This is a genomic window from Rhodopirellula europaea 6C, assembly GCF_000338295.1.
In the GTDB taxonomy this organism is placed as follows: domain Bacteria; phylum Planctomycetota; class Planctomycetia; order Pirellulales; family Pirellulaceae; genus Rhodopirellula; species Rhodopirellula europaea.
The window spans coordinates 15932-39900 of sequence record NZ_ANMO01000257.1; the positions used below are offsets into that span (position 1 = coordinate 15932).

The following is a 23969-nucleotide window of genomic DNA, read 5'->3' on the forward strand; positions in this document are numbered from 1 at the left end:
GATCGGGGAGCGTCTCAAGCGAGAGACATGTGACGAATTGAAATATAACGATTGGTTGGTTCCGGGAGGGGAACCGAATCAGGCCGCGCCGGCCTGCTCTTTTTCTTTGGGTTGCTTGAACGGCATGCCGAACAACCGCAACATCTCACGAGCTTCGTCGTCGGTTTTGGCCGAGGTGACGAACGTGATGTTCATCCCTTGGGGACGAACGAATTTGTCTGGGTTGAGTTCTGGAAAAACCAGTTGCTCGTTCAAGCCAAGTGTGTAGTTGCCGTTGCCATCGAAGGCTTTTCGGCTGATACCGCGAAAGTCACGGACACGAGGAAGAACGATCGAAACCAAACGGTCCAGGAACTCATACATCCGTTGGCGACGCATGGTGACCATGCAGCCGATTGGCATGCCTTCACGCAAACGGAAGCCTGCGATCGACTTGCGAGCGATGGTAGTGACTGGTTTTTGGCCAGTGATTTGGGTCATCGAATCGATGGCCAAGTCAAGGACCTTCTTGTCGCCAACAGCGGCTCCAACACCCATGTTCATGCTGATCTTCAGCAGACGTGGCACTTGGTGCACGTTCTTGTAGCCGTAAGTTTCTGTCAGAGCGGCACGAACGGATTCGTCGTAACGCTGTTGCATTCGTGGAATGTTGCTGGACATGTTAGGCACTGTGCCGCCGAGGAAGTAACGGCCAATAGGGTAAGGTGTGTGTGGTGGTAGTCGTCAATCAGCTAGCTGCTTTGGACGCCTTCGCCGGTGCGATTTGGCCGAGGCTTTCGCCGCTTGCCTTCGCGAATCGTTCTTTGCTTCCATCATCCAGGTAGCGAACGCCGATGCGAGTTGGTTTGCCGGTCGATGGATCGACCAACATCACGTTGCTCGCACTCATGGGCATCTCTTTGTTCAAGCGACCGCCCTGAGGGTTTTTTTGGCTCTGGCGAACGTGCTTCCACACGCGTGCAGCACCTTCGACGACAACCTTGTCTTTGTCGCGATCGACTTTCAGAATTTTGCCACGGTGACCTTTGTCAGCTCCGGCAATCACAATGACTTCATCGTCAACGCGAAATTTCATGGTAGTAACTTTGATCGGTAATTTGTTTGCAAATGGTGGTTGGGTTCGACGTCTCGGTGGGTGTCACCGAGCAACCGAATCAGACCACTTCGTTGGCCAGGCTGACGATTTTCATGAAGTTGTTTTCACGCAACTCACGAGCGACCGCACCGAAGATGCGAGTGCCGCGTGGGTTACGGTCTTTGTCAACCAACACAACCGCGTTGGAATCGAATCGGATGTAGCTTCCGTCAGGACGACGGGTTGGTTGCTTCACCCGAACGATGACAGCACGCACAACGGCCTTCTTCTTCACTTCGCTGCCAGGAATCACACTCTTGACGCTGCATACGATCACGTCGCCAACGGTGGCGAAACGACGCCGACTGCCGCCGAGCACCTTGATGCACATGACTTCTCGAGCACCGGTGTTGTCGGCGACATCGAGGCGGGATTCTTGTTGGATCATATCTGTTTACTTCAACGACAAAAACGTTGGACGATTGTGTGGAGGAGGTTGCGATTAAGCGTCCGTGGCGGCCGATTCAGATTCGGGTTCACCAGCGTGAGCTGCGGCCAAGCCTTCAGCCTCGGCATTCTTGCGAGCGGCACGCAAAGCAACAACGTCGACTGCGGTGCTCTTTTCAAGCACGCGGACCAAACGCCAACGTTTGAGTTTGCTCAATGGTTCCGATTCAATGATCTCGACCTTGTCGCCTACGCCCGATTCATTGTTCTCGTCGTGAACGTGACACACCGTGCGGCGGCGAATGTACTTCTTGTATTTTGGATGCTTGACCAAACGAGCGATCTCGACGCGACGCGTCTTGCTCATTTTGTCGCTGGTCACAATTCCGGCTACGACGCGTTTGGGCATGGTGCTAGTTGGACGTGCAGTGAATGAATGGGTGAGGTTGAGTCGTCAATTAAGCTTGCGGTTGTGCAAGCTGACGTTCTGTTTGGATCGTCTTGACACGAGCGATCGTTTTTCGGTTCTTCTTGATCTCGCTGGGCGTATTCAAACGCTCGGACTGAGATTGGAAACGCAAGCGAAACAATGTTTCGGCGGCTTCCTTCGCAGTCGCATCGAGCTGTTCGTCGCTCATTTCGCGAAGTTCGGTCAGTTTGGTCATCGAATTAGACAAAGGTCAAAGGGGATGAATCGTACATAGGGTCAGAATGGTTTGGATTGTTTACCAGTCGACTTCTCAACCCCAACGAACGGAACAATCGATGTTTCGATCGTTCCCGTTGTTGACGTATGTTGAAGTGTCGCGGGCAATCCTTCTCATCGACCCGCCAATCAGTCGGACCGCTAAGCGATCACGCAGAGCGGCGTTCGACAAATCGGACTTTGACCGGCATCTTGCTCGCCAGACGTGCAAAGCACACCTTGGCTTGTTGTTCGGTCACGCCACTGAGTTCGTATAAAATGGTTCCCGGCTTCACAACCGCGGCCCAAAAGTCAGGCTCCCCTTTACCTTTACCCATCCGTGTTTCCAGCGGTGTGCTAGTCACAGACTTGTCGGGAAAGATTCGGATATAGAGCTTGCCTTGGCCGCGAACGTATTGCTGGGCAGCGATCCGTCCGGCTTCGATCGTCGTAGCTTTGATCCAGCCAGCATCCAGTGATTGGATACCGTAGTCACCAAAGACGACCGTATTGCCGCGAGTCGCGTTACCTTTTATACGACCTCTTTGGCTTTTTCGATGCTTGACCCGTTTGGGCATCAGCGCCATCGTTGTCGTCTCCGTAAGTACCTTGGTTAATCCACACTTGAATCCCGATGTGCCCCTGTGGCGTCATCGCTTCGGTGAATCCGTAATCAATCTTGGCTTGTAGCGTGCTCAATGGAATCGAGCCAGCACTTTGCTTTTCGCGACGGGCCATTTCGGCACCGCCCAGTCGACCGGCCATTTGGATTTTGATGCCCTTTGCACCAGCGTCCATCGTCTGTTCGAGCATTCGTTTCATTGTGCGGCGGAAGCTGGATCGCTTTGCCAATTGCTGCGAGATGTCCTCAGCAACCAGTTGAGCTTGCAGTTCAGGGCGTCCAACTTCTTCCACTTTCAGGTTGATGCGACGTCCGACCAGGTTCTGCAGTTCGGCTTGCAGGATCTCAATTTCCTGTCCCTTCTTGCCGATGATCAGACCTGGGCGAGCAACGTAAAGCATCACCCGAACTTCATCGCGAGTACGTTCGATCTCGATACGATCGATTCCCGCGCTCTTGTATTGTGACTTCTTGGGGTGCTTGGTGATGAATTCGCGAATCTTGCGATCTTCCACCAGCAGGTCCGCAAAATCCTGCTTCGAGGCATACCAACGACTTCCCCAACCACGGGTGACGCCGGTACGAAACGCAATCGGATTGACTTTTTGACCCATGGGAGAGTGCTGAGTGCTGAAGGCAGGGAGTTAAATAAACGGTGTTGTGTTTGGTGTCGTTTGGATGCTTGAGGATTCCCTCAGGCGATCATCAACTAAACATTTTCGATGTGTGTCAGGCCCACACGAATGTGGCTGGAACGTTTTTTGATCATGAACGCCATGCCACGAGCACGAGGCTGAATGCGTTTGAACATGGGGCCGCCGTCGACGCGAACGTCGGTGATGACCAGTTCTTCGATGCGATGGCTGCGTCCGCTGTTTTGATCAGGGTCCTGTGCGTTTCCGACAGCACTTTTGATCACCTTCTCAAGCATGCGAGCACCACGTTGGGGCTGATACTTCAGGGTGTCCAATGCTTCGTCGGCAAACATGCCACGAACCAAATCGGCAACCAGACGCACCTTTTGGGCGCTGATGCGGGCGTTCTTATGATATGCGTTGAATTGAGACATGTCTGTCGCTAAATCGTTTGACTCGTGAAATTCACCAACCGTATGGTGGGACGCTAGTGATTAGCGTTTGCCCTTGCCGCCGTGACCCTTGAAGGTCCGCGTGGGAGCAAACTCACCGAGTTTGTGACCCACCATGTCTTCGGTCACCAACACTTTGATGTGCTGGCGGCCGTTGTGAACCATGAACGTGACGTTCACGAATTCTGGGACGATCGTGCATGATCGTGCCCATGTCTTGATCGGTTCTTTCGAGCCTGTTTCGGCTGCCTTCTGAACTTTGAAAAAGACTTTCGGGTCAACAAAGGGACCCTTCTTACTGCTTCGACTCATGATTTTTTACCGGAGTTGCCGCTGAAAGGGTGGCCTACTTGTGGAGTTTCAACTGACCGTAGCGACGACTCTTGCGTCGGCGAACGATCGACGAGTTGCTTGGTTTACGTTTTTGACGTGTACGGCCGCCCTTAGCACTCTTGCCCGATGGGCTGACTGGGTGACGTCCACCTTTGGTTCGGCCTTCACCACCACCGTGCGGGTGATCGATTGGGTTCATGGCGGTACCACGAACGTGAGGTCGACGACCCAACCAACGTGAACGACCAGCTTTACCGAGCACAACATTCATGTGGTCGCTGTTTCCGACCTGTCCGATTGTTGCACGGCAAGCACTTGGAACGCGACGAACTTCGCCGGATGGAAGCAACAACTGAGCCCAGTCAGCTTCGCGAGCTTGAAGGGTCGCTTGTGTTCCGGCCGAGCGGCACATCACTGCTCCGCGGCCAGCACGCATTTCAATGCAGCAAACCGAGGTTCCCAGTGGGATGTTTTTCAGTGGCAAGCAGTTGCCGACCACTGGAGGTGCGTCAGGTCCGTTTTGTAGTTTGTCGCCCGCGGCAACTCCCGAAGGAGCGATCACGTAGTGCTTTTCGCCATCGGGGTACTTCAGCAGTGCGATACGTGCGGTGCGGTTCGGGTCGTATTGAACCGAATCGACCGTTGCAACGGCACCGTCTTTGACACGACGGAAGTCGATGACGCGGTATTTCTGTTTGTGTCCGCCACCACGGTGACGCGAAGTGATTTTGCCCTGGTTGTTCCGTCCGCCGGTCTTGGTCTTTGGACGCAGCAAGGAACGTTCTGGCTTGTAGCCAGGCGTCAGTTCCTTGAAGTCGCTAACCGACGCGTTGCGTCGGCCGGCGCTGGTCGGCTTGTAGATTCGGATGCCCATGAGTATCGCTTTTTCTTGCGAGCTGTTTCTGTGCGGGGAAGTGTTGCGTTGAGATTGGTGTCAGATCTTTGGCGAACCAAGAGATCTTCACAGTGTCCTAGAAGAAGTCGATGCGATGGTCTTCGTGAAGCGAGACGATTGCTTTCTTCCAGTCGCTGGTTCGTCCAATCTTGTATTTGAACCGGCGGGCTTTCCCTTTGCGGGTCTGGGTGCGGACTTTCAGGACTTTGACGTCGAACAAATGTTCAACAGCCTTTTTGACATCCAGTTTGGTGGCGTCGCGGTGGATTTGGAACGCGTATTGGTTGTTCCGTGTGGCGCGGTGCACACCTTTTTCGGTGACGAGCGGTTTCAGCAAGACCTGGTGGGGTTCCAGTTCAATCTTGCGTTCAACAGGTTTGGGTGGTTGGATCGCAGACATATCAGGCCGCTGCCTCCGCTTCGTTGGTGTTCTGGGTGGAACCGGCGAATGTGCCGTCTTTGACTCGGTCCAGTGCTTCTTGTGTGAAGAGCACTCGTTTTGGAGTCAGCAGGGTCAGTGCGTTCAGTTGGCGAACGGGTTCGACCGTTACGCCACTGATGTTGCGTCCGCTCTTGTAGATGATTTGGTCATCGCCAGCGGTTGCGATCAAAGTCGTGGTGTTCGCCAATCCGAGGTTTTTCAGGATTTGAGCGATTTGGCTGGTCTTAGGGGCGTCCAGCTTCAGTTCGTTGATGACAACGATTTCGCCATCGTCGATTCGCGAGCGGATTGCCATGCGAGTGGCGATCTTGATCGCTTTCTTGGGCAGGCGATAGCTGTAGTCGCGAGGTTTGACGGTTCGTGCAACACCACCACCACGGCGAACGTTGGTTCGCTTGGAGCCGGCACGTGCGTTGCCGGTGCCCTTTTGGCGGTACATCTTCTTGTTGGTGCCGCTGACTTGGCCGCGGGTTCGTGTGTTGTGCGAACCTTGGCGTTTGTTGGCTTGGTACATAACCACCACGTCGTGCAGCAATTGCTTGCTGACTCGGTTGGCGATTTGTTCGGTATCGATCTCGTACTGACCGACTTCTTTGCCGGATGCGTCGAGGATAGGTAGGTTTGCCATGATTGTATTCCTCAGCCGACTTTGTTGGTTTGACGAATCGAGACAAAGCCGCCGTTAGGCCCAGGAACCGCACCGCGAATCATCAGCAGGTTGTTTTCTGCGTCGACGCGAACGACTTCAAGATTACGGGTGGTGACTTTGGCGTTGCCGTGCTGGCCAGCCATTCGCTTGCCTTTGAACGTGCGGCTCGGCGATGCACTCATCCCGGTACCACCGGCGTGACGGTGACACTTCTTGACGCCGTGGGTGGCACGTTGTCCAGCGAAGTTGTGTCGTTTCATGACACCGGCGAAGCCGCGTCCCTTGCTGGTGCCGGTGACGTCAACCTTTTTGACATCGTTGAATTGCTCAACGGTGAGGGTGTCGCCGACGTTTGCTTCGGATGGTCCGCGGAATTCGCGAACGAATCGTTGTGGTTCGCAATCTGCCTTGGCGGGGGCTTCGATGCCTGCGGCCGAGCGTTTCTTTGAACGCTTGCTTTCGATGGTTGCAACTTGACCACGCTCACTGCGTTTTGCCAAGCGGCGTGGTTTGTCTTCGAAACCCATTTGAACGGCTTCATAGCCGTCGCGGTCTTTGCTGCGTACTTGGAGCACGTGGCAAGGGCCAGCTTGCACGACCGTGACGGGAACAGCGGTTCCGTCTTCCAGGAAGATCTGAGTCATCCCGATTTTACGGCCAAGGATAGATGGTGACATAACAGTTCCTGCTCGCGGTTAGCGAGCGATGTGCGATTCGTTAGGAGTTCCGAGACCTTCGAGGCGATCTGTTCAAGTGATCGGCGGACGCCGAGCCTGAGTGATTTCGCCGCGACATCCGACCATGCGGAAAACCGTGACCAATTCGTGTGTGTGATGGGGTAACTTGAGTCGGTCCCCGGTGAGGTGGCGTTTTGCCGTGGGGTCCGATCTTGTTCTGACTGGGAGGCCGGTTGAAGACTGGTTTTGCTAGCGAAGTGATTCGCCGTCGCTCAATCAGTGAAGGCTCTTTGTCAGTTGAGTGCCGGGGTTGCGAAGTGCGATTGTCGACCGGTCAGCGGGCGGACGCCTTGATCTTGATATCGACACCAGCCGGCAGGCTTAGCTTGTTGAGTGCTTCAATCGTCTTGGCAGATGCCTGAACGATGTCCACCAAACGCTTGTGCGTTCGGATTTCATATTGTTGACGAGCCTTCTTGTTGACAAAGGGGCTCGACAGAACCGTGTATCGTTCGATTCGGGTCGGCAAAGGAATTGGGCCATGCACAATGCTGGCGGTTGCTTTGACGGTGTCGACAATGTCGCGGGCACTCTGGTCCAGCACGGCATGGTCGTACGCTTCCATTCGAATGCGGATGACTTCGCTGGGGCCGGTTGACACTGCTTACTTCCAAGTCGGGAACGAGAAAACGAGTCCATTCCTCACAACAACTTTGCTGTGGGGAGGCGAGAATGTACGGTTGACGTCATTGAGCGTCAACGGCTTTTGAACAATTGATGAAAAAAAGCCGTTGATTTTGCCGGGATTGATCTTGGCAGCGACTTGTCGCGACCCAATCCGTGCTAGGAAGCTTGGAATCGCGTCTTTTGCGCTCTCTGTCTTTTGTGTTTTCGATTCGCCAAGGCAATGGTCATCGACGCGATTGATCGATCCCTTGAGTCGGTGTTGGTTGACTTGCTTTGAATAGGCAAGGCAAATTGGGTGGAGCGGGTTTGTTGGTTTGCGTTCGTTGGTCTTGTTTCGGGGTGGGTGGTTGATTGGGCGTTGATTTTGAAGGCGATTCGCCTTCTTCGTCGGCCGGCGGTGGAGCCAGTTGTATTGGTAGGAGCGAGCCGCGGGCGATCGTCGGGTTGTCCAGTGATTCTTGCGGTTTGGGTGTTCGTGTGATCGTGGCCGCCTGGGTGTTGGTCGGCGGTGGTTTGCTGGGTGTTGCCCGTTCTTTGTCGCCCGCATCGGCCGGGCTCGGGACGCATCAGCAGTTGGGTTTGCCGCCGTGTTCGATGCGGATGTTGTTTGGCCTTCGCTGTCCCGCTTGCGGCATGACGACTTCTTGGAGTTGGTTGACGCGAGGGGATCTGGTTGCCTCCGCCTCAGCAAATTTGTCCGGGATGTTGCTGGGTTTGTTTGTTGTGTTGTTGCTTGTGTTGGGGTTCAGGTTGGTTTGGTATGGCCGCAGTTTGTCTTGCCGGGTGAACTGGTGGGTGGGTTTTGGTGTCGTATTCATCGGTGTTCTCAGCGTCGCTGAATGGCTGGTTCGGTTGCAGTTCGATTGAATTTCGAGCCAAAAGTTTGATTCCCCCTACACGAATGTGGCGGATGCGTGTGAGAATGCGGCCCGCGTTGGTCTTTAGAAGGCCGGCGGTTTTCGTTTATTTCCTGGCAATTTCCACCTTGGCGTCAAAATGAGTGACACCTTCAATCCCGACACGCCCAATATCGACGCGCCCGCAATCGATTCGCCCACGACGGATCCTGAGCCAGCAGAATTCGAAGTGAAGATGGCGTCGCGGGTCGACCGTTTGCCTCCATACATGTTTGGTCGCATCAACAACCTGCTGTATCAAAAACGGCGTGCTGGGGATGACGTGATCGATCTCGGGATGGGCAATCCATCGGATCCGCCTGATCCCGTTGTTGTTCAGAAGCTGAATGATGCAGCGGCTGATATCGGTAACCACGGTTACAGCAAATCAAACGGGATCACGAATCTTCGTCGCGAGGTGGCTAGCAAATACCATCGCAAATATGGCGTGCGATTGGATCCGGAAGGCGAGATCATCGCTTGTCTGGGAAGCAAGGAAGGTTTCTCGCACATGTGTTTGGCTCTGATGGGGCCTGGCGATACAGCGATCATTCCATCGCCCTACTTCCCGGTTCACATGTATGGCGTGATTTTGGCGTCGGGCAATGTGGTGGCGTTGGATGTGGCGGATCCGGACAAGTTTCTGCGGAACGTTGCCTACACGTGTGAGAATCTGACGCCTCGGCCAAAGGTTTTGATCGTCAATTACCCGCACAACCCATCGTCGGCCGTGATCGAAGCGGACTTCTTTGTTGAAGTCGTTCGTCTGGCGAAAAAGTACGGCCTGATGGTGATTCATGACTTCGCTTACGCCGATGTCGCGTTCGACGGTTATGTGCCGCCGAGTTTTCTTTCCGCTCCCGGTGCCAAGGACGTGGGCGTTGAGTTCACGACGATGAGCAAGGGATACAACATGGCCGGTTGGCGTGTTGGTTTCTGCGCTGGCAACGCGGATATGGTTCGCGGTCTGGGCACGATCAAGGGCTATTACGACTACGGCATGTTCCAGGCGATTCAAATCGCTGCGATCGTGGCTCTTCGGGAAACGGAAGCGACCGTTGCGAAGCAATCTGAGGTCTATCAAAGCCGGCGCGATGTGCTGGTCAGCGGTCTGCGTCGGCTCGGTTGGAATGTCAATCCTCCGAAGGCGGGCATGTTCGTTTGGGCCGAGGTTCCCGAGCCTTGGAAGAGCCAAATGAGCACGATGGATTTCGCGATGATGTTGCTGGAAGAAGGCAATGTGGCGGTCAGTCCAGGCAGTGGTTTCGGTGCCGCGGGGGAGGGCTATCTGCGGATGTCTTTGGTTGAAAACGAGCACCGGTTGCGTCAAGCGGTTCGTCAGATCGGAAAGTGTCTTGCAGCCGGAAAAGCGGACGCGGGGCCTGTCGCTTCGTCGGCTTCGTAGTTCAGTCGACGGTTCGTGTTCATTAGGCTTGTTAGTCAGCTGAGTTTGACGGTCAGCCGTGTTTGTCGGCGTTTTCTGGTCGTGATTGGTTCTTGAGGTAGCATCGAGATGCGTTTGGGTTTGGCTCTGAGAGCGTTTTGGAAGGCAATGTTTGATCGGCAGGTCGCTGAGCGTGTCGCGTTGGCTCTGGATGGCGTCGATTTGACGCCTGATTCGTCGGCGCAGTCCACGCCGGCTGCCTTGGAACAAGCAACCGCGACCGCGAAACCGGTTCGGCAGGAGCCGGTGCAGAGCGACGCGATTGCGCTTCTGGGGGCGCTTCAGAGAGACGGTCGGCTGGTGGATTTGATCCACGAGAACCTGGATCAATATGGTGATGATCAGGTCGGTGCCGCGGCGCGACCATGTTTGAAGCAGTGCCGCCAAACGCTGGATCGGTTGTTGGCGATCAAGCCGCTGGCTGATGCTGAGAACGGCGGGTTGATCCCGGTCGAAGAAAATGCGTCGTCTGCTCGTTTGCGCTGGGTGGGAGAGGCGTCCGGGGCTTCGCAGGGGAAGGTCGTGCACAGCGGATGGGTCGCTACGCAAGTTCAGTTGCCCGCCTGGTCAGGCCGTTCCGAGGATGCGTTGGTGATCGCTCCGACTCAGGTTGAAGCTCCCTAGTTGTCCGGCCTGTCAAGCTTCGGCTTGGCGGGAGTTCGGTTATTGCCGGTCGCCGTCCGCATCGCGCTTGCGGAAGGCCCGCAAAGGCTTGGGCTCGTGTGAATGCCGGTGTGCTCCGTAGTGGCCCCAGGCGGTCGCTCTGCCGCCTGGTCGCCAATCGTCGTTCTAGTACTGGAAGCTGTCGGCGTCTTCTTTGGGGGCTGCCTGGTAGCCGTAAGGTTCCATGCTGCTTCCCGCTCGGCCTTGGCTGAGGCTTCGCACGGCTCCGGAGTAGCCGAACATCTCTTTCAGTGGAGCGTGTGCCGTGATCACGGTCATGGCTCCGCGGCTTTCCGTTGATGCGATGATGGCGCGTCGTTGTTGCAGGTCGCCAACGATCTCGCCCATGTAGTCTTCCGGCGTGGTGACCTCGACTCGCATGATGGGTTCGAGAAGCACGGGGCCGGCGGCTTGCAGGCCGCTTTCGAATGCATCGCCAGCGGCAATTCGAAATGCGACTTCATCGCTGCCTTCTTCAGCCATTTCCGCGTCCAGGACATCGATTCGGACGCCCGACAGCGGGAATCCGGCGATCATGCCACCGCCTTCCGCTCGGTCGCGAATTTCGTCGATCGCGGCGCTGCGGACTGCGTTGGGCAAGCCGACGTCTGGTGGAAGTCGGTCAAAGACGATCACTGGATCGGACGGGTTGTCGGTCGGGCTGATCTTCACTTTCAGCCGAGCAAACATCTGCGTCGAGCCAACCACGCGGTTGCATTGGCCGACCAGTTCGGCGTTGCCGCCGATGGTTTCGCGGTAGTTCACGCGAGGCTTGTAGAACTTCACGTTCAGGCCAAAGTCGCGAGTCAGGCGGTGCTGGATGACTTCGAGGTGCAGTTCGCCCATGCCGCTAATGATCGTCTGGCCGATCTCTTCGTTGTCGACCGCCCGGAAGGTTGGGTCTTGGCGGCGGAGCATGTCGAGGGTTTCTTCCAGCTTCTTTCGGTCCGCCGTGCTTTCTGGTTCGATCGCCATCGAGAGCACTGTTTCGGCGAATTTGATGCTGGGCAGTTCGATTGTTTCTTTGGTGTCGCAAACCGTGTCGCCGGTGATGGCGAATCGGGGGCCAATCACACAGCAGATATCGCCGGCGCCGACGGAATCGACTTGCCCGTCGCGTTCCTTTTTCGAGGCGTGGATTTGCCAAATTTGGGCGACGTTTTCCTTTTTATCTCGGTTGGGGCACTGCACGCGGGAGTTTTGTTTTAGCTCGCCGCTGTAGATCCGAATCCAATAATTGTCGCCCGTTTTCGCGGGCAAAATCTTGAAAACGAGGCCGCAGAATGGCTCTTTCGGGTCTGGGTTTCGAGAGAGTGTTTTGTCGGGTTTCTTTGGGTCGTGGCCTTCGACCGCTGGGCGATCCAGCGGGCTGGGGAGAAAGTTTCCGACGCCGGTCATCAGTGGCTGCACGCCAATTCCGTGGAGAGCGGAGCCACAGAACACGGGCTGGATGGTTCGGTCAAGGCAGCCTTTTCGCAGAGCTGCCAGGATCACATCGCGAGGGACTTCTTTGTCTTCCATCGCCAGTCCCATGGCTTCTTCGCTGAGTTCGTAGACCGCTTCCAGCATCTGCTCTCGCCAGATCGCAGCGTCGTCGGCCAGTTCTTCCGGCAGATCAGTTTCGGTGATTTGCTTGCCTTCGGTCTCCGGGTCGAACTGCAGGAGTTTCATGTCGACCAGGTCGATGACGCCGCGGAACGGATTGTCGACGTGGGCTGGGCCTTCTCCGACGGGCAGTTCGACGGCAACGGGTCGGCCGCCCAGTCGAGGGCCGATGTCGTTGAAGACGGTCTCGAAGCTCGCGCCTTCGCGATCCATCTTGTTGATGAACACGATACGAGGGACCTCGTAGCGATCAGCTTGTCGCCACACGGTTTCGCTTTGGGCCTCAACGCCTTCGCGGGCGGAGAACACCACGACGGCCCCGTCGAGGACACGCAGGCAGCGTTCGACTTCGGCGGTGAAGTCAACGTGGCCGGGGGTGTCCAGCAGGTTGATGTTGTAGTCGCCCCAGGCGTACTTCACGCAGGCGCTGAAGATCGTGATGCCGCGTTCTTGTTCTTCGGGGTCATCGTCGGTGTCGGTGGTGCCGTGGTCAACTCGTCCAACTCGGTGTTTTGCGCCGCTGAGGTAGAGCATTCGCTCGGTGACGGTGGTTTTGCCAGCGTCGATGTGGGCGATGATCCCGATGTTGCGAATCTTGGATATGTCGGCGGCCATGGCGGGTCGGTGCGTTGGGAAGCGTTTTGGGGCGGGTGCGCAAAGAAAAATCGCGATCCGGCAGAACCGAATCGCGACCAATTGTGAACGTTAGAGGGCATCGCGCGTAGCGGCTGAAAATCAATTCAGTCGTTCGCGGCGGATCACCATGCGAAGTGAGCGAATGCCTTGTTGGCGTCAGCCATGCGGTGCGTGTTTTCGCGCTTGGTGTAGGCGGCGCCTTCCTTCTTGAAGCCAGCAAGCAATTCGTCGGCCAGTTTCAAGGCCATTGGGCGGCCCTTTTTGTCGCGAACAGCAGCCAGGATCCAGCGGATCGCGAGGCTTTGTTGGCGAGCCTTGTTGACCTGCATTGGAACTTGGTAGCTGGCACCACCGACTCGCTTGCTGCGAACTTCGATGTATGGCTTGATGTTTTCCAAGGCCGCTTCGAAGACTTCGATAGGAGTCTCTTCACCTTCGTGGCGTTTGCCGATCTCTTCCAGGGCATCGTAGAAGACTCGCTGTGCGGTGGTCTTCTTTCCGTCCAGCATCAAGCAGTTGATGAATTTGCTAGCCAGCAACGAGTGGTGCCGCGGGTCGCCGATGAGTTGCGAGCGGCTGGAAGTGATGCGTCCCATGAATGTCTGATCGAGCTACGAAGGGAAGTGAATGATTTGGAAACGACAGATGCCGAGAAGTGAAGGGCTGGGCCTTACTTCTTGGCTCCGTAACGGCTGCGGGATTGCTTACGGCCGTCAACACCCAATGCGTCGCGTGAACCGCGGACAACTTGGTATCGAACACCGGGCAAATCGCGAACACGACCACCGCGAACGAGCACGATCGAGTGCTCCTGCAGGTTGTGGCCTTCGCCGGGGATGTAAACGGTGACTTCTTTGCCGTTGCTCAATCGAACCCGGGTGATCTTCCGCAAAGCCGAGTTTGGCTTCTTGGGGGTCATGGTCCGGACTTGCAGGCAAACACCCTGTTTTTGAGGGCATTTCTCGAGAACCGGCGACTTGCTCTGGCTCTTTTTCTGCTTCCGGTTTTTACGGACGAGTTGATTGATCGTTGGCATGAAAACAATGCAATTGGACGGTGATGTGTCGCGGCACGCAACTTGGGCCGAGATTTTTGCAAGCGGCGAAGTATGGCGGCTGTGCCATTCCTGTCAAGGCCGAATTGCGGGTGAAATGCATTCGTGTGGCATTCTGGGGTGTCTGTCGACACTTCCCATGTCCCAAATGCGGCGCCAGAGTTTCGTCAGTCGCGTGGCTTCTGAATGATCTCTTTTCGTCTGGCGATGAAATGTTCCCCAGTTTTCTTCGTCATGGCAAGCGGATTTCACATGGAAAACGCCCTGCTTGTCGGACGATTGCTCTACTCTGGTTCTGATGATTTTCTTTCCACTGCCTCCTCAACCGTGACGCCTGTATCTCGCCGCGTGAAACAGCCCAACGAAACATTTTCGTCACCGTCTTGGCCGATTTCGATCGGTGCTCCGGTTTGGTCCTGCGACGGATGGGGCGACTTGGTCTATCCCAAAAAGACGCCTCGGACGGAGTGGCTTTCGTGGTATACGCGAACGTTCAATACGGTCGAAGGAAACAGCACGTTTTATGCTGTCCCAGGTGAGCAAACTTTTCGCGGCTGGGCCGAGCAAGCGGCCGATGGTTTTGAGTTCTGCTTCAAGTTTCCCAAGCGGATCTCGCATGACAGCATGCTGCAGCACTGCGACGACGAGGTGCGAGAATTTCTGGCTCGGTTGCGAGTGATTGCAAAAGCCAATCGGTTGGGACCGACGTTTTTGCAACTCGGGCCAAACTTTGGCCCTGATCGATTGCCCATCCTGGCGAAGTTTCTTCGCCGTTTGCCGCGTGAATTGCAGTGGGCGGTGGAGCTTCGGCATCACGATTGGTTTGATTCGGCGGACAACGAGGCACGCGTGAACGATTTGCTGCGTGACCTTCAGATCGACAAGGTCACATTTGATAGCCGGCCTCTGTTCCAATCACCGCCTGAAGATGTGATCGAAGAAAAGTCACAGGCGAGAAAGCCGCGAACGCCAGTCCGACAAACGGTCACGGCCCAGCGGCCAATGTTGCGAATCGTGGGACGCAATCGCGTCGAGCTTGCCGATACATTCTTGGATCAGTGGCTGCCGATCTTGGTCGGCTGGCTGAAGGCGGGTTTGCGACCGATCGTGTTCACGCACACGCCTGATGATCGCTTGGCACCGCAGTTTGCTGAGTCGTTGCTAGCGAAATTGGCCGATGCGATGCCGGGTGTGGACTTCACCCTGCCCCGCCCTCCACAATCTCCCGAACAATTGTCGTTGCTGGATTGAATCGATCCGTACGACGTTTCCCCAACTGGCTTCTCCCCGCAGGCTTTTCCCATGCAACATCTGGATGTTCGAATTCACGACAACGTGGCGACCGTTTTGATTGACCGGCCGGAAAAGCATGGTGCTCTCAGTCCCGGATTGTTGTTTGATCTCAACGAAGCTCTCGGCGATGTGCACCAAGAAAAACGGGCACGGGCGGTCGTTCTGTCATCGCGAGGCGATCATTTTTGCTCGGGAGTCGACCTGCAAGTTTTTCAACAGATCGCCGACTTGCCAGAATCGGAACGGATGCAGCAATGGTTCGAATATTGGCGAGCGGTTTCGGAAACCTGCGAGAAGATGCTGCGGTTCCCAAAGCCAATCATCGCGGCGGTGGATGGAGCGGCGATCGGGGCGGGGTTCGCGTTGATGTTGGCATCCGATTTGTGTGTGGCCAGCAATCGAGCCACCTTTGCCGCCGATGCCGCTCGACGGGGGCTGGTCGGTGGAGTGACGACCGCGTTGTTGTCGTTCCGAGTCGGTGCGGCGGCCGCTGCCAGGCTGACTTTGGCTGGTGAAACGATCGATGCGAACGAAGCCCAGCGATTGAATTTGCTGTGCCAATCGCCGGTGGCGTCGGATCAAGTTTGGGTGGCGGCCAGCCAGTGGGCGGCTCGTTGCAGTGAAGGACCCGCCGAAGCGGTGCAAGCGTCCAAGCGATTGCTCAATGAAAGCGTCGGTGAAGCCTTGCTGACTCAGATTTCCGCGGCGGCTGCGGACAGTGCGTCGGCATGCACGACGGAATCCGCCGCCGAAGGTGTTTCCGCTTTCCTCGAAAAACGCAAGCCGAGCTGGCCGTAAGTTGGCTGGAGTCGTGTCGGCTAACCGTACCTTGGGCTTCCAAGCCCGGCGAAACCATCTCTTCCGTCGGGCTTGGAAGCCCAACGTACAAATTCAGCCTGCAAACTACGAACGTTTGCGGTAGCAAACTCGGTAGACCGGGATGCCCATCTTGCGACTGCGTCGTTCGAAGTGGGTGTGAAAGTCCAAATCGTGCGTGGATTCCCGCTGGGTTTCGGGCAATGGCACGCCGAGTTCCGGTGCGATTTCCGCGATCAATTCCACGGTCAATTCAAAGTAATCCAGCACGTCCGTCCAGAAGTGCAATCGGCCGCCGACGCGAAGGCAGCGGCTGAAGTTGAGGATGTTGTCATGGCTGAGAACGCGGCGTTTGCGATGTCGCTTTTTCCACCAAGGATCGGGGAAGTAGACGTGCACCCCGTCGAGCGATCCATCCTCGATTCGTTTGCCTTCGTCGGTGACCGCGAACAGCGGCGTGGCGTCGCCCGCCAGCATTTTCGCGTTGGCTCGTTCGCGTTTGGCCAACCTGGCGGCAGCGTGAGCGGCGTATTTGCGAGCGATTTCGATCCCGAAGTAGTTGTGTTCGGGACGACGATCGGATTCGGTTTGAATGAATAACCCTTTGCCGCTTCCGACCTCAATTTCTAGCGGCTGGTCGTTGCCGAACAGCGTTTGGCTGTTGATTGTCGCTGGTAAATCCTCGGGCGTTTTCAGCCAAGAATCCAGGTCCAATGCGGGGTTGGGTTTTCGGAGGGCGGCGCGAGGCATGCAAAGAAGCTGTTGAGGGAAAGGCGAAAGACGGTGTGCCGTCATCGTAACGCGACGCAAAATCTCTACAATCTTCCCTTCCCGCTTTCCGCCGACTCGATTTGCCCCACCCCCTTTCGGATTCCAAGCCCGCATGGCTGCGACAACTAACAATTTTGACGGCCTTCGCGTGGCCGCTCTCGAGAGCCGACGGGCCGACGACATGACGCGGCTGATCTGCAAATTCGGTGGCGAAGCTTTCGTTAGCCCATCGATGCGAGAGGTGCCGATTGAGCCCAACCGGGCAGCAATTGACTTCGCCTATCGCATCATCACCGGTGACATCGGCATCGTGATCTTGATGACCGGCGTTGGGTTTCGGTATCTGCTGAAAGCCACCGAGAAGCATGTCGAACAGCAACGACTGCTCGATGCTCTCAGCGATATCACGACGATCTGTCGCGGTCCGAAACCGGTGGCGGTGATGCGAGAGTTTGGGCTGAAGCCGACTCACCGTGTGCCCGAACCAAACACTTGGCGTGAGTTGCTGCAAACGATCGACGCAGGGATTCCCGTTGCGAACCAGACAATCGGCATTCAGGAGTACGGCGTCAGCAACAAACAACTGATCGCCGGTTTGGAAGCTCGCGGCGCGATCGCCGAATCAGTCAAAGTCTACGGCTGGGAATTCCCCGAAGACACTCAGCCGCTGAAGGCGAACACGCTGGCGCTGGCCGCAGGCGAACGAGACATCTTGCTGGTTACCAGTGCTCATCAAGTCGTCAACATGCTCCGCATGGCCGAGGAGCTTGGTGTCAGCGATTCGCTTCGCGACGGATTGTCCAAGACCGCGATCGTGTCGATCGGTCCCACGACCAGCGACATGTTGCGAGAACATGATCTGGCTATCGCGATGGAGCCATCGCACCCAAAGATGGGGCACCTCGTCAGCGAGTCAGCTCGCGATGCCAAACGTTTGGTCGACGAAGTCCGTTCCAAATCGCCCACTTCTGGATCGTCTGCCTCTGTCACGGTGCGGGCGGATGATTCCAATCTCATTTCTGCTAGCAAGACACCTATGCCCGCCATCGACAATCACCCCTCCCAGTCCAGTTTGTTCATGCGTGCTTGTCGCGGTGAGCCCACGCCCCGCACACCGGTTTGGATGATGCGGCAGGCCGGTCGCTACATGCAGGAGTACCGCGAAGTTCGTTCGCAGCAAACGTTTTTGGAACTTTGCGCCAATCCCAAGTTGTGCAGCGAAGTGATGTGCACCGCGGTCGAAAAGCTGGACGTCGACGCGGCGATCATCTTTTCGGACTTGTTGCCAATTTTGGTCCCGATGGGATTCGATTTGGAATTCGTCAAAGGTGACGGCCCAGTCATCCACAACCCGGTTCGTTCGGCGGCGGACGTGGATCGAGTCAAAGGCCTCGACAACCCGCAGGACCTTGGCTTCGTCTATGAGACGGTCAAGCAAACGCGAGCGGACCTGCCCGAAGGCATCCCGTTGATCGGATTCGCCGGTGCTCCGTTCACGTTGGCCAGTTACGCGATCGAAGGCGGTGGCAGCCGACAATACAGCAGCACGAAAGCTTTGATGCGTGCCGCCGATGGTGGCTGGGCCGCGCTGATGGATCGTTTGACCGACGCGATCATCGTCTACTTGAACGAGCAGATCTCCGCGGGAGCCCAGTGTGTGCAATTGTTTGACAGTTGGGCTGGTTGTTTGTCGCCAGGCGACTACCGCGAATTCGTGTTGCCATGGATGAAACGCATCTTGGAAGGCGTGACTCCCGGCGTGCCCTTGATCAACTTTGCAACCGGCAATCCGGAGTTGCTTCCTCTGCTGCGAGGCGATCGCCGCACGGTGGTGGGAGTCGATTGGCGGATCGAACTGGATGTGGCTTGGAAACGCGTCGGGCATGACATCTCCGTTCAAGGCAACTTGGACCCGTCGGTGTTGCTGACCGATGCCAAGACCATCCGCGCGGCTGTGCAAGATGTTTTGGACAAGGCCGGCGGTCGACCCGGACACATCTTCAATCTCGGTCATGGCGTGCTGCAACAAACTCCGGTTGAAAATGCCATTGAGTTGGTCAAAGCCGTGAAAGAACTTTCGGTGCGAGATGATTTCTCAGCCGAGGATGGTGGAATGGATTCGTGAGCGAACCCTCTCGTGTTGTTTGCCCGTTGTGCCCGCTGCACTGCGACGATGTCGTGGTGAACACGGACGGATCGGTTCAAGCAAACGGGTGCGAGATCGCTGAGTCCGCCGGTTCGTTGATGAACCAAGTGGCTCGCGCAGACGAGGCGACGTTGGCCCAGATCGCTGCCTGTGAGCAACCCATTCGCGTGATCACTTCGGGCGTGGATCTGGTTGCGGCCCGCCAATTGGTCCAGTGGCAATCCGACGGTGCGATCGAAGTTGAAATCGAAACGGATCCTTCGGTCCAGGCCATTGGAACGGTCACACGTCGTGATGGAATTGTTGCGGCGACGCTGTCCGAAGTCGTCACGCATGCCGATTTGGTTTGGTTGATCGGCGAAGTCGATCCGGCTTGGCCTCGTTTGGAAGAGAAGCTGCGTCTGGAGTCCGCGGGTTCCGGTGCAACGATTGGCAAACGACAGTTGAAGCGTTGGGAGCGATGGACCGCCGATTTCGCTGGTCGGATGCATCACGCGATCGAGCACCCGGAGGCGAACGAAGAAGGTTCCGAGTTTCAAGCGCGGGCCAACCATTTTCGTGATAGCCAGTACGCGGCGATCGTGATCGGTCCCGGAGCGTTTGACGCGGACGAAGCGGAGATGACCGCCGCGATGGTGGCGCGAATCATCCGCCGCCGCAACGAGTTGGCTCGGTGTGTTGGCGTGACCTTGGATCCCGCCGCGACGCTGCGAAGCGTTCATGCATGGCGGACTAATGAATCGCTTGTGCCGATGATGTCTGATTCAGAGATCGATTCCGCTCCGGTGATTCGTTTGGTGGGGATTGGCCATCGAACGTCCGGCGATCGTTCGGTCGATTTGCAAATTGGCGGGCATGACCCTGGGGTGGAACTTGCCAAAGCGTTCTTGCCCGCGAGTCCTTGGACAAACTCCATGGTCATCCGAGGCGACGGATCCGTGACCTTGCCACTTCAAGAGCCAGTCGCTCTGTCTGTCGAGTCCCCCACCGCCATCGAGCAACTCAAAAAGGTGCTTCGAGAGTAGAACAGTTGTCCCCAACTGTTCCGCCTCGCAAGGTTCACTACGAGGTTTGTTTCGAACTGTTTGGGCTTGGAATGGGTGGGCCGGACGCTGGGATGTTGGGCCTCGCACACGGAACATTTGGGGACAAATGTTCTACTCTGAGTTGGTAGAACAGTTGTCCTCAACTGTTCCGCCTCGCAAGGTTCACTGCGAGGTTTGATTCGAACTGTTTGAGTTTGGAATGGGTGGGCCGGACGCTGGAGTGTTGGGCTTCGCACACGGAACATTTGGGGACAAATGTTCTACTCTGGGGGATTCGAATTCGTACGCTCCCAGTACAAAAACTCGCCTGGACGCAGGTTGGCTTTGGCTGGGTTGTCGAAAATGTATTGCTGCAAATAGCGGAACTGTTCGGGACTGCGGATGATGTGATCGAATGGCTCCGGTTGCCAGAATGGTCCGGAGGTTCCCAAGGCTTGGTTGATTTGGCGGGCTGAGTAACGCATCCAGCTTTGGCTGACGACACTGAGGTTTGATTCTGGATCGAACTGCACGATGGCATGGACGTGATTGGGCATCACCACCAATCGATCCAGTTCATACTTGGTTCCCCTATGGAATAGCAAAGTTTCTCCCACGATCTTGGCGATCTCAGGATCGCGAAGCACGCAAGCTCCATGGCACGCGTCGAGTGATCGATGGAAGAGTTGGTCGGATCGTTTTTGGAACTCGCTGCGTTGATTGGGAGCAAGTTGCTCCATCATTCTGTCGTGAGTCATCAGATGACGAGAGACGGTTGATTGAGCGAGGCCAATCGGCAGGTCACGTATGCGCAACCAGTCTTCGAGTTCACGCTGCCAGCGTTGAACCACTTCGGCTGGCATCGAATCCGCCGTCCGGAATGTGACGAAGATCGCAGCCCCCGGTTGAAACCAGTGAGGGAGGTTCCGCTCGCTCACGAGAAGCTCTGCACAGGGATCAAAGCTTTGAAAAACCGGCTGTGGCTCATCTTGGTTCATCAACGCAGTTTAGCGAACGAGGCGTTCGCCAAGGTGGATTCGGGAACGCATTCTCTGAAAAACGAGTTCCCCAGAGTAGAATAGTTGTCCTCAACTGTTCCGCCTCGCAAGGTTTGCTGCGAGGTTGGTTTCGAACTGTTTGAGTTTGGAATGGGTGGGCCGGACGCTGGAATGTTGGGCCTCGCACACGGAACATTTGGGGACAAATGTTCTACTCTGGTGCCGCGCCGCTTTCGGATCGCTGTTTGAGGTCGTTTAGCATGGCGTGCCAGAAGTCTTTGTTGTCGTCGGTTGATTGTTGGTACATCGACAGATTTGGCAATGACTTGACCAGACGCTCGAGTCGATCGTGGGCCTGTTTGGGTTGTTCGACGTGAGTGGTGTAGACGGATGCCAGTCCTTCCTGGAGACGTTGGCGAAGAAACGTCAGCGGACGAAGCCATTCGGCGTTCTGGCTGGCTTGGTATTGGCGATCCATTTCTTGGAAGCTTCGGTCGAGATGAAAGGCGATCAGGGAAGGAGCCTCCGGATCGATCGTCGCTAAGCCTTGGACCACGTCGTTGAAAGACGAACCGTCCATCGAGTACCAATTGAAGCGAGGATGGGCCAGCGTTTCCGCTGCGAACTCAATCGGGAACTGAACACGCCCTTCCCTTCGCATCTCGGTGGCGGCGAGATAGAGCTCGGTGGGCAAAATCCAATCCGGTGGATTGGGGTTGGTGTGGGCCTGGGGGCCACCACCGAAACCGCCCATTGAAAACCCGTAAACCGCGTTGGGATCGGAGTAGTCCCATTTGGTCTGCCCTGTCGCGGGATCGACCTCTCTTCGTTCGTATTTGGCGACGGCATCATTGACCTGCTCTTCGACATAGTCGGCAATCCAATCTGGAGCGGCAATATGCGGGCCGCTGTCCTGAAGGATCCGAAGGGCTGTTGCCCAAGCCATTTCCCGACTGGCACTCGCTTCTTTGGCGGCATTCCAGGTCTCATCGCTGACCTGAGAGGACAGCTTCCGCAGTTCTTCGGACGCTGTGCCGAGTCGGATGAGAAGTCGTTCAACCTTGGCTCTGTCTTCCTGTCTTTCAGCGGATTTTGCGAAGTACGTCGGGGCGGTCTCTCGTTGCTTGAGATAGTCGGTGTTGGCATCCATTCCGGATACGTACTGGCCCGTCACGTATTGGTTCAGAAGCAAAATGGTGGCGGATTTTGATCTCTCGTTTCCGTGGGCCAGGTATTCTCCAAGCGGCTCCAGCCCGGGAGTTGGTAGGAAGTGGGGGTAGACTTCCGTGAGATAGCCCATGAATCGCGGGTCGGAGGGGCCTGTCACGTTGAACACATCGCTGTGTTGATTCGGAGGTCGTTCAACCAGGATCGTTCCGTGTTCACTCGCACGCGCGAGTGTTAGCTTCGCAACTTCAGCTCGACGGGGAGAGTTGCGAGAGAGTCGTTCCGCAGCGCGCATTGCCTGTCCAACCGAATCAATTTGCTGCTCGTTTTGAAGGATTCCAAGCCAAGCATCCAGATTCTTGCCGTGGTAGACGATTCCGTTTGTTGGGTCCGCTACAACTGGTTCGGATTGTTCTGCAACACTTTGTGCAAGAGCCACTGACCTTGGCTCACCGTCGTCCTCCTCCACCGCAACCTTGGTGTCTTTGCCGTCTGTGGTCACCGTCACCAGACCCTTGTCGGTTTTGATTTGAATCACGACCGTTGCGAGCAAGACGGCTGCCGCGAACCATCCCAGCGGACCCATCCATGCGGTCCAGGTGTGTTTGCCGTTGCCCGGTGGCGGCGAAGCGGGATTCGTTGCCAGTGGGAGCGATGGTGTGATTGGTGCATCGGATGCAGGTGTCGATTCCGCTCGCTTGAGCAACGCTTTTAAGTTGGCTTCGCCGGACCAGGTCGCAAGTCGCTCGGCAACGATTGATCCGCTGGGACGCTGGTCGGGTTGCCGGTGCATCATTTGACCGACGAACGATTCCAATTCTGTTTCGACCGACGGTTGAAAACTGCTCAGCGGAAGCGGAGTCGATCGATTGGACTCGCCCGTGATCGCCAACACTCGTGCCGCCAGGCCGCCTTCGTTTGCATGCGGCCAACGGCCTGAGATCAGACGGTACAGGGTCGCGCCGAGCGAATAGATGTCCGACGCCGGTTGGACTTTTCGGCTGTCGAGCAACTGTTCGGGCGACATCGCAGGCAACGTACCCATCAGGTGTCCCACCGTTGTGAGTCGGTCGTCCGTTGCTAGCGGATCGTCGCCCGCCAGGACCAAACCCAGGTCCAATAGTTTGACGGTTCCGTCTCGCGTGAGCATCAAGTTCGACGGCTTCACATCGCGGTGGATCAATCCCGTTTCATGCACGTGCATCAATGCCACGGCGGACTGGCGAGCGATCTCGCAGGCGTCCGCGACCGGCAATGATCCCAGTCGATGAGCGATCTTGCCGACGTCCATGCCGTCCAAGTATTCCATCACCAAGTAGTGCCAACCAGAATGAGTTCCCGCATCGGTCGCACGGACGATTCCTGGATGTTCCAACGACGCGACGGTTGTCATTTCTCGATCGAAACGATCCAACCAACCTGGTTCCATCACTCGGTGAGGCGGCAGCAACTTGATCGCACATTGCCGTTTCAGTCGGTTGTGGCGAGCCAAGCACACCATCCCCATGCCGCCCTGCCCGAGCTGCCCCAGAATCTCGTACGGACCGATTTGGTCGATGGGAAGATCTGCGGCAGCATGGGGAACCGGCACGTTTGCGGTCATCAATTGAGCGACCGCGAATTGGCAGGCGGACTCAGCCAGCACGGAATCTTCCTCTGAGTCCGCATTGGCAATTGGAGACAACGCGTCCCACTTTTCCGGGATGCGTGACTGGCATTGCTCGCACTGATCAACATGCTTGGATGCTGAATCGAACTCGTTACTGGAGAGTTGTCCGTCGAGCAAGCGGTTCAATTCTTCGATGCTCAGACAATCGGTGCTGGTGGCAATCATGACGGGCTTTCGGTGCGAGGGA

27 protein-coding genes are annotated in these 23969 nt (G+C 56.4%); 7 read left to right on the forward strand and 20 right to left on the reverse strand.

Going from position 1 to position 23969, the window contains the following annotated elements; translation table 11 throughout:
- Positions 1 to 78 precede the first annotated feature (78 nt).
- From rplE to rpsJ, 14 genes are all read right to left on the reverse strand, one after another.
- Positions 79 to 660, reverse strand: a complete 582-nt coding sequence (rplE, locus tag RE6C_RS27145; protein WP_008661860.1) for a 50S ribosomal protein L5 — start codon at positions 658 to 660, stop codon at positions 79 to 81.
- 67 nt (positions 661 to 727) lie between these two features.
- The gene (gene rplX / locus RE6C_RS27150) at positions 728 to 1075 is read right to left on the reverse strand and encodes a 50S ribosomal protein L24 (protein ID WP_008661861.1); all 348 of its coding nucleotides are present in this window, start codon (positions 1073 to 1075) and stop codon (positions 728 to 730) included.
- 79 nt (positions 1076 to 1154) lie between these two features.
- Entirely contained in the window at positions 1155 to 1523 is a 369-nt protein-coding gene (gene rplN, locus RE6C_RS27155) for a 50S ribosomal protein L14 (RefSeq protein ID WP_007326806.1), read from the reverse strand.
- Between the two features lie 54 nt (positions 1524 to 1577).
- A complete protein-coding gene (rpsQ, locus tag RE6C_RS27160) occupies positions 1578 to 1931 on the reverse strand; it encodes a 30S ribosomal protein S17 (protein WP_008661862.1) in 354 nt (117 codons plus the stop codon).
- Positions 1932 to 1980: 49 nt separating this feature from the next.
- Positions 1981 to 2187, reverse strand: a complete 207-nt coding sequence (gene rpmC, locus RE6C_RS27165) for a 50S ribosomal protein L29 (protein ID WP_007326804.1) — start codon at positions 2185 to 2187, stop codon at positions 1981 to 1983.
- A 190-nt stretch (positions 2188 to 2377) separates the two neighbouring features.
- Positions 2378 to 2785 carry a 50S ribosomal protein L16 gene (gene rplP / locus RE6C_RS27175; RefSeq protein ID WP_261340135.1) on the reverse strand — a complete coding sequence of 136 codons (408 nt, stop codon included), beginning with the start codon at positions 2783 to 2785 and terminating at the stop codon, positions 2378 to 2380.
- A complete protein-coding gene (rpsC, locus tag RE6C_RS27180; RefSeq protein WP_007326802.1) occupies positions 2733 to 3443 on the reverse strand; it encodes a 30S ribosomal protein S3 in 711 nt (236 codons plus the stop codon). The genes rplP and rpsC overlap by 53 nt, the downstream gene beginning before the upstream one ends.
- A gap of 95 nt (positions 3444 to 3538) precedes the next feature.
- Positions 3539 to 3898: a 50S ribosomal protein L22 gene (gene rplV / locus RE6C_RS27185; protein WP_011121604.1), complete on the reverse strand. Its 360-nt coding sequence runs from the start codon at positions 3896 to 3898 to the stop codon at positions 3539 to 3541.
- A 60-nt stretch (positions 3899 to 3958) separates the two neighbouring features.
- A complete protein-coding gene (gene rpsS / locus RE6C_RS27190; protein ID WP_007326800.1) occupies positions 3959 to 4228 on the reverse strand; it encodes a 30S ribosomal protein S19 in 270 nt (89 codons plus the stop codon).
- A gap of 34 nt (positions 4229 to 4262) precedes the next feature.
- A complete protein-coding gene (gene rplB, locus RE6C_RS27195; protein ID WP_008661865.1) occupies positions 4263 to 5123 on the reverse strand; it encodes a 50S ribosomal protein L2 in 861 nt (286 codons plus the stop codon).
- A gap of 97 nt (positions 5124 to 5220) precedes the next feature.
- Positions 5221 to 5544 carry a 50S ribosomal protein L23 gene (rplW, locus tag RE6C_RS27200; protein WP_008661866.1) on the reverse strand — a complete coding sequence of 108 codons (324 nt, stop codon included), beginning with the start codon at positions 5542 to 5544 and terminating at the stop codon, positions 5221 to 5223.
- Between the two features lies 1 nt (position 5545).
- Positions 5546 to 6214, reverse strand: coding sequence for a 50S ribosomal protein L4 (gene rplD, locus RE6C_RS27205; RefSeq protein ID WP_007326797.1), 669 nt, complete (start codon positions 6212 to 6214; stop codon positions 5546 to 5548).
- Between the two features lie 11 nt (positions 6215 to 6225).
- A complete protein-coding gene (gene rplC / locus RE6C_RS27210) occupies positions 6226 to 6912 on the reverse strand; it encodes a 50S ribosomal protein L3 (protein WP_081605768.1) in 687 nt (228 codons plus the stop codon).
- A 334-nt stretch (positions 6913 to 7246) separates the two neighbouring features.
- Complete coding sequence (gene rpsJ / locus RE6C_RS27215) at positions 7247 to 7573, reverse strand: 30S ribosomal protein S10 (protein WP_007326795.1); 327 nt, start codon at positions 7571 to 7573, stop codon at positions 7247 to 7249.
- 470 nt (positions 7574 to 8043) lie between these two features.
- On the opposite strand from rpsJ, the gene RE6C_RS29645 reads away from it, so the two are divergent.
- From RE6C_RS29645 to RE6C_RS27235, 3 genes are all read left to right on the forward strand, one after another.
- Positions 8044 to 8466: a DUF2752 domain-containing protein gene (locus tag RE6C_RS29645; protein WP_236618561.1), complete on the forward strand. Its 423-nt coding sequence runs from the start codon at positions 8044 to 8046 to the stop codon at positions 8464 to 8466.
- Positions 8467 to 8595: 129 nt separating this feature from the next.
- On the forward strand, positions 8596 to 9900 hold the full coding sequence (locus tag RE6C_RS27230) for an aminotransferase class I/II-fold pyridoxal phosphate-dependent enzyme (RefSeq protein WP_008661872.1): 1305 nt from the start codon (positions 8596 to 8598) through the stop codon (positions 9898 to 9900).
- Between the two features lie 108 nt (positions 9901 to 10008).
- The gene (locus RE6C_RS27235; protein WP_008661874.1) at positions 10009 to 10563 is read left to right on the forward strand and encodes a DUF2760 domain-containing protein; all 555 of its coding nucleotides are present in this window, start codon (positions 10009 to 10011) and stop codon (positions 10561 to 10563) included.
- 165 nt (positions 10564 to 10728) lie between these two features.
- On the opposite strand, the gene fusA is transcribed toward RE6C_RS27235, so the two are convergent.
- The 3 genes from fusA to rpsL all read right to left on the reverse strand — a co-directional run bounded on the left by fusA (position 10729) and on the right by rpsL (position 13879).
- Positions 10729 to 12903, reverse strand: a complete 2175-nt coding sequence (gene fusA, locus RE6C_RS27240) for an elongation factor G (protein WP_008661875.1) — start codon at positions 12901 to 12903, stop codon at positions 10729 to 10731.
- A 62-nt stretch (positions 12904 to 12965) separates the two neighbouring features.
- Complete coding sequence (gene rpsG, locus RE6C_RS27245) at positions 12966 to 13439, reverse strand: 30S ribosomal protein S7 (protein ID WP_007326864.1); 474 nt, start codon at positions 13437 to 13439, stop codon at positions 12966 to 12968.
- A gap of 74 nt (positions 13440 to 13513) precedes the next feature.
- Positions 13514 to 13879 (reverse strand): 30S ribosomal protein S12, encoded by a 366-nt coding sequence (gene rpsL / locus RE6C_RS27250; protein ID WP_007326865.1) that lies wholly within the window; start codon positions 13877 to 13879, stop codon positions 13514 to 13516.
- A 270-nt stretch (positions 13880 to 14149) separates the two neighbouring features.
- On the opposite strand from rpsL, the gene RE6C_RS27260 reads away from it, so the two are divergent.
- Both RE6C_RS27260 and RE6C_RS27265 read left to right on the forward strand, forming a co-directional pair.
- Positions 14150 to 15148, forward strand: a complete 999-nt coding sequence (locus RE6C_RS27260) for a DUF72 domain-containing protein (RefSeq protein WP_236618563.1) — start codon at positions 14150 to 14152, stop codon at positions 15146 to 15148.
- Between the two features lie 51 nt (positions 15149 to 15199).
- Positions 15200 to 15988, forward strand: a complete 789-nt coding sequence (locus RE6C_RS27265; protein WP_008661878.1) for an enoyl-CoA hydratase/isomerase family protein — start codon at positions 15200 to 15202, stop codon at positions 15986 to 15988.
- A 105-nt stretch (positions 15989 to 16093) separates the two neighbouring features.
- On the opposite strand, the gene trmB is transcribed toward RE6C_RS27265, so the two are convergent.
- A complete protein-coding gene (gene trmB, locus RE6C_RS27270) occupies positions 16094 to 16756 on the reverse strand; it encodes a tRNA (guanosine(46)-N7)-methyltransferase TrmB (RefSeq protein ID WP_007334207.1) in 663 nt (220 codons plus the stop codon).
- Between the two features lie 133 nt (positions 16757 to 16889).
- Here trmB and hemE point away from each other — a divergent pair, with 133 nt between their 5' ends.
- On the forward strand, positions 16890 to 18902 hold the full coding sequence (gene hemE, locus RE6C_RS27275) for a uroporphyrinogen decarboxylase (protein WP_008661880.1): 2013 nt from the start codon (positions 16890 to 16892) through the stop codon (positions 18900 to 18902).
- On the forward strand, positions 18899 to 19948 hold the full coding sequence (locus RE6C_RS27280; protein ID WP_008661882.1) for a molybdopterin-binding domain-containing protein: 1050 nt from the start codon (positions 18899 to 18901) through the stop codon (positions 19946 to 19948). Before hemE ends, RE6C_RS27280 begins: the two co-directional genes overlap by 4 nt.
- Before the next feature lie 281 nt (positions 19949 to 20229).
- Here RE6C_RS27280 and RE6C_RS27285 read toward each other — a convergent pair whose 3' ends face one another.
- Positions 20230 to 20886 (reverse strand): transposase, encoded by a 657-nt coding sequence (locus tag RE6C_RS27285; RefSeq protein ID WP_236618564.1) that lies wholly within the window; start codon positions 20884 to 20886, stop codon positions 20230 to 20232.
- A gap of 271 nt (positions 20887 to 21157) precedes the next feature.
- On the reverse strand, positions 21158 to 23947 hold the full coding sequence (locus RE6C_RS27290) for a serine/threonine protein kinase (protein WP_052035048.1): 2790 nt from the start codon (positions 23945 to 23947) through the stop codon (positions 21158 to 21160).
- Positions 23948 to 23969: the final 22 nt, after the last annotated feature.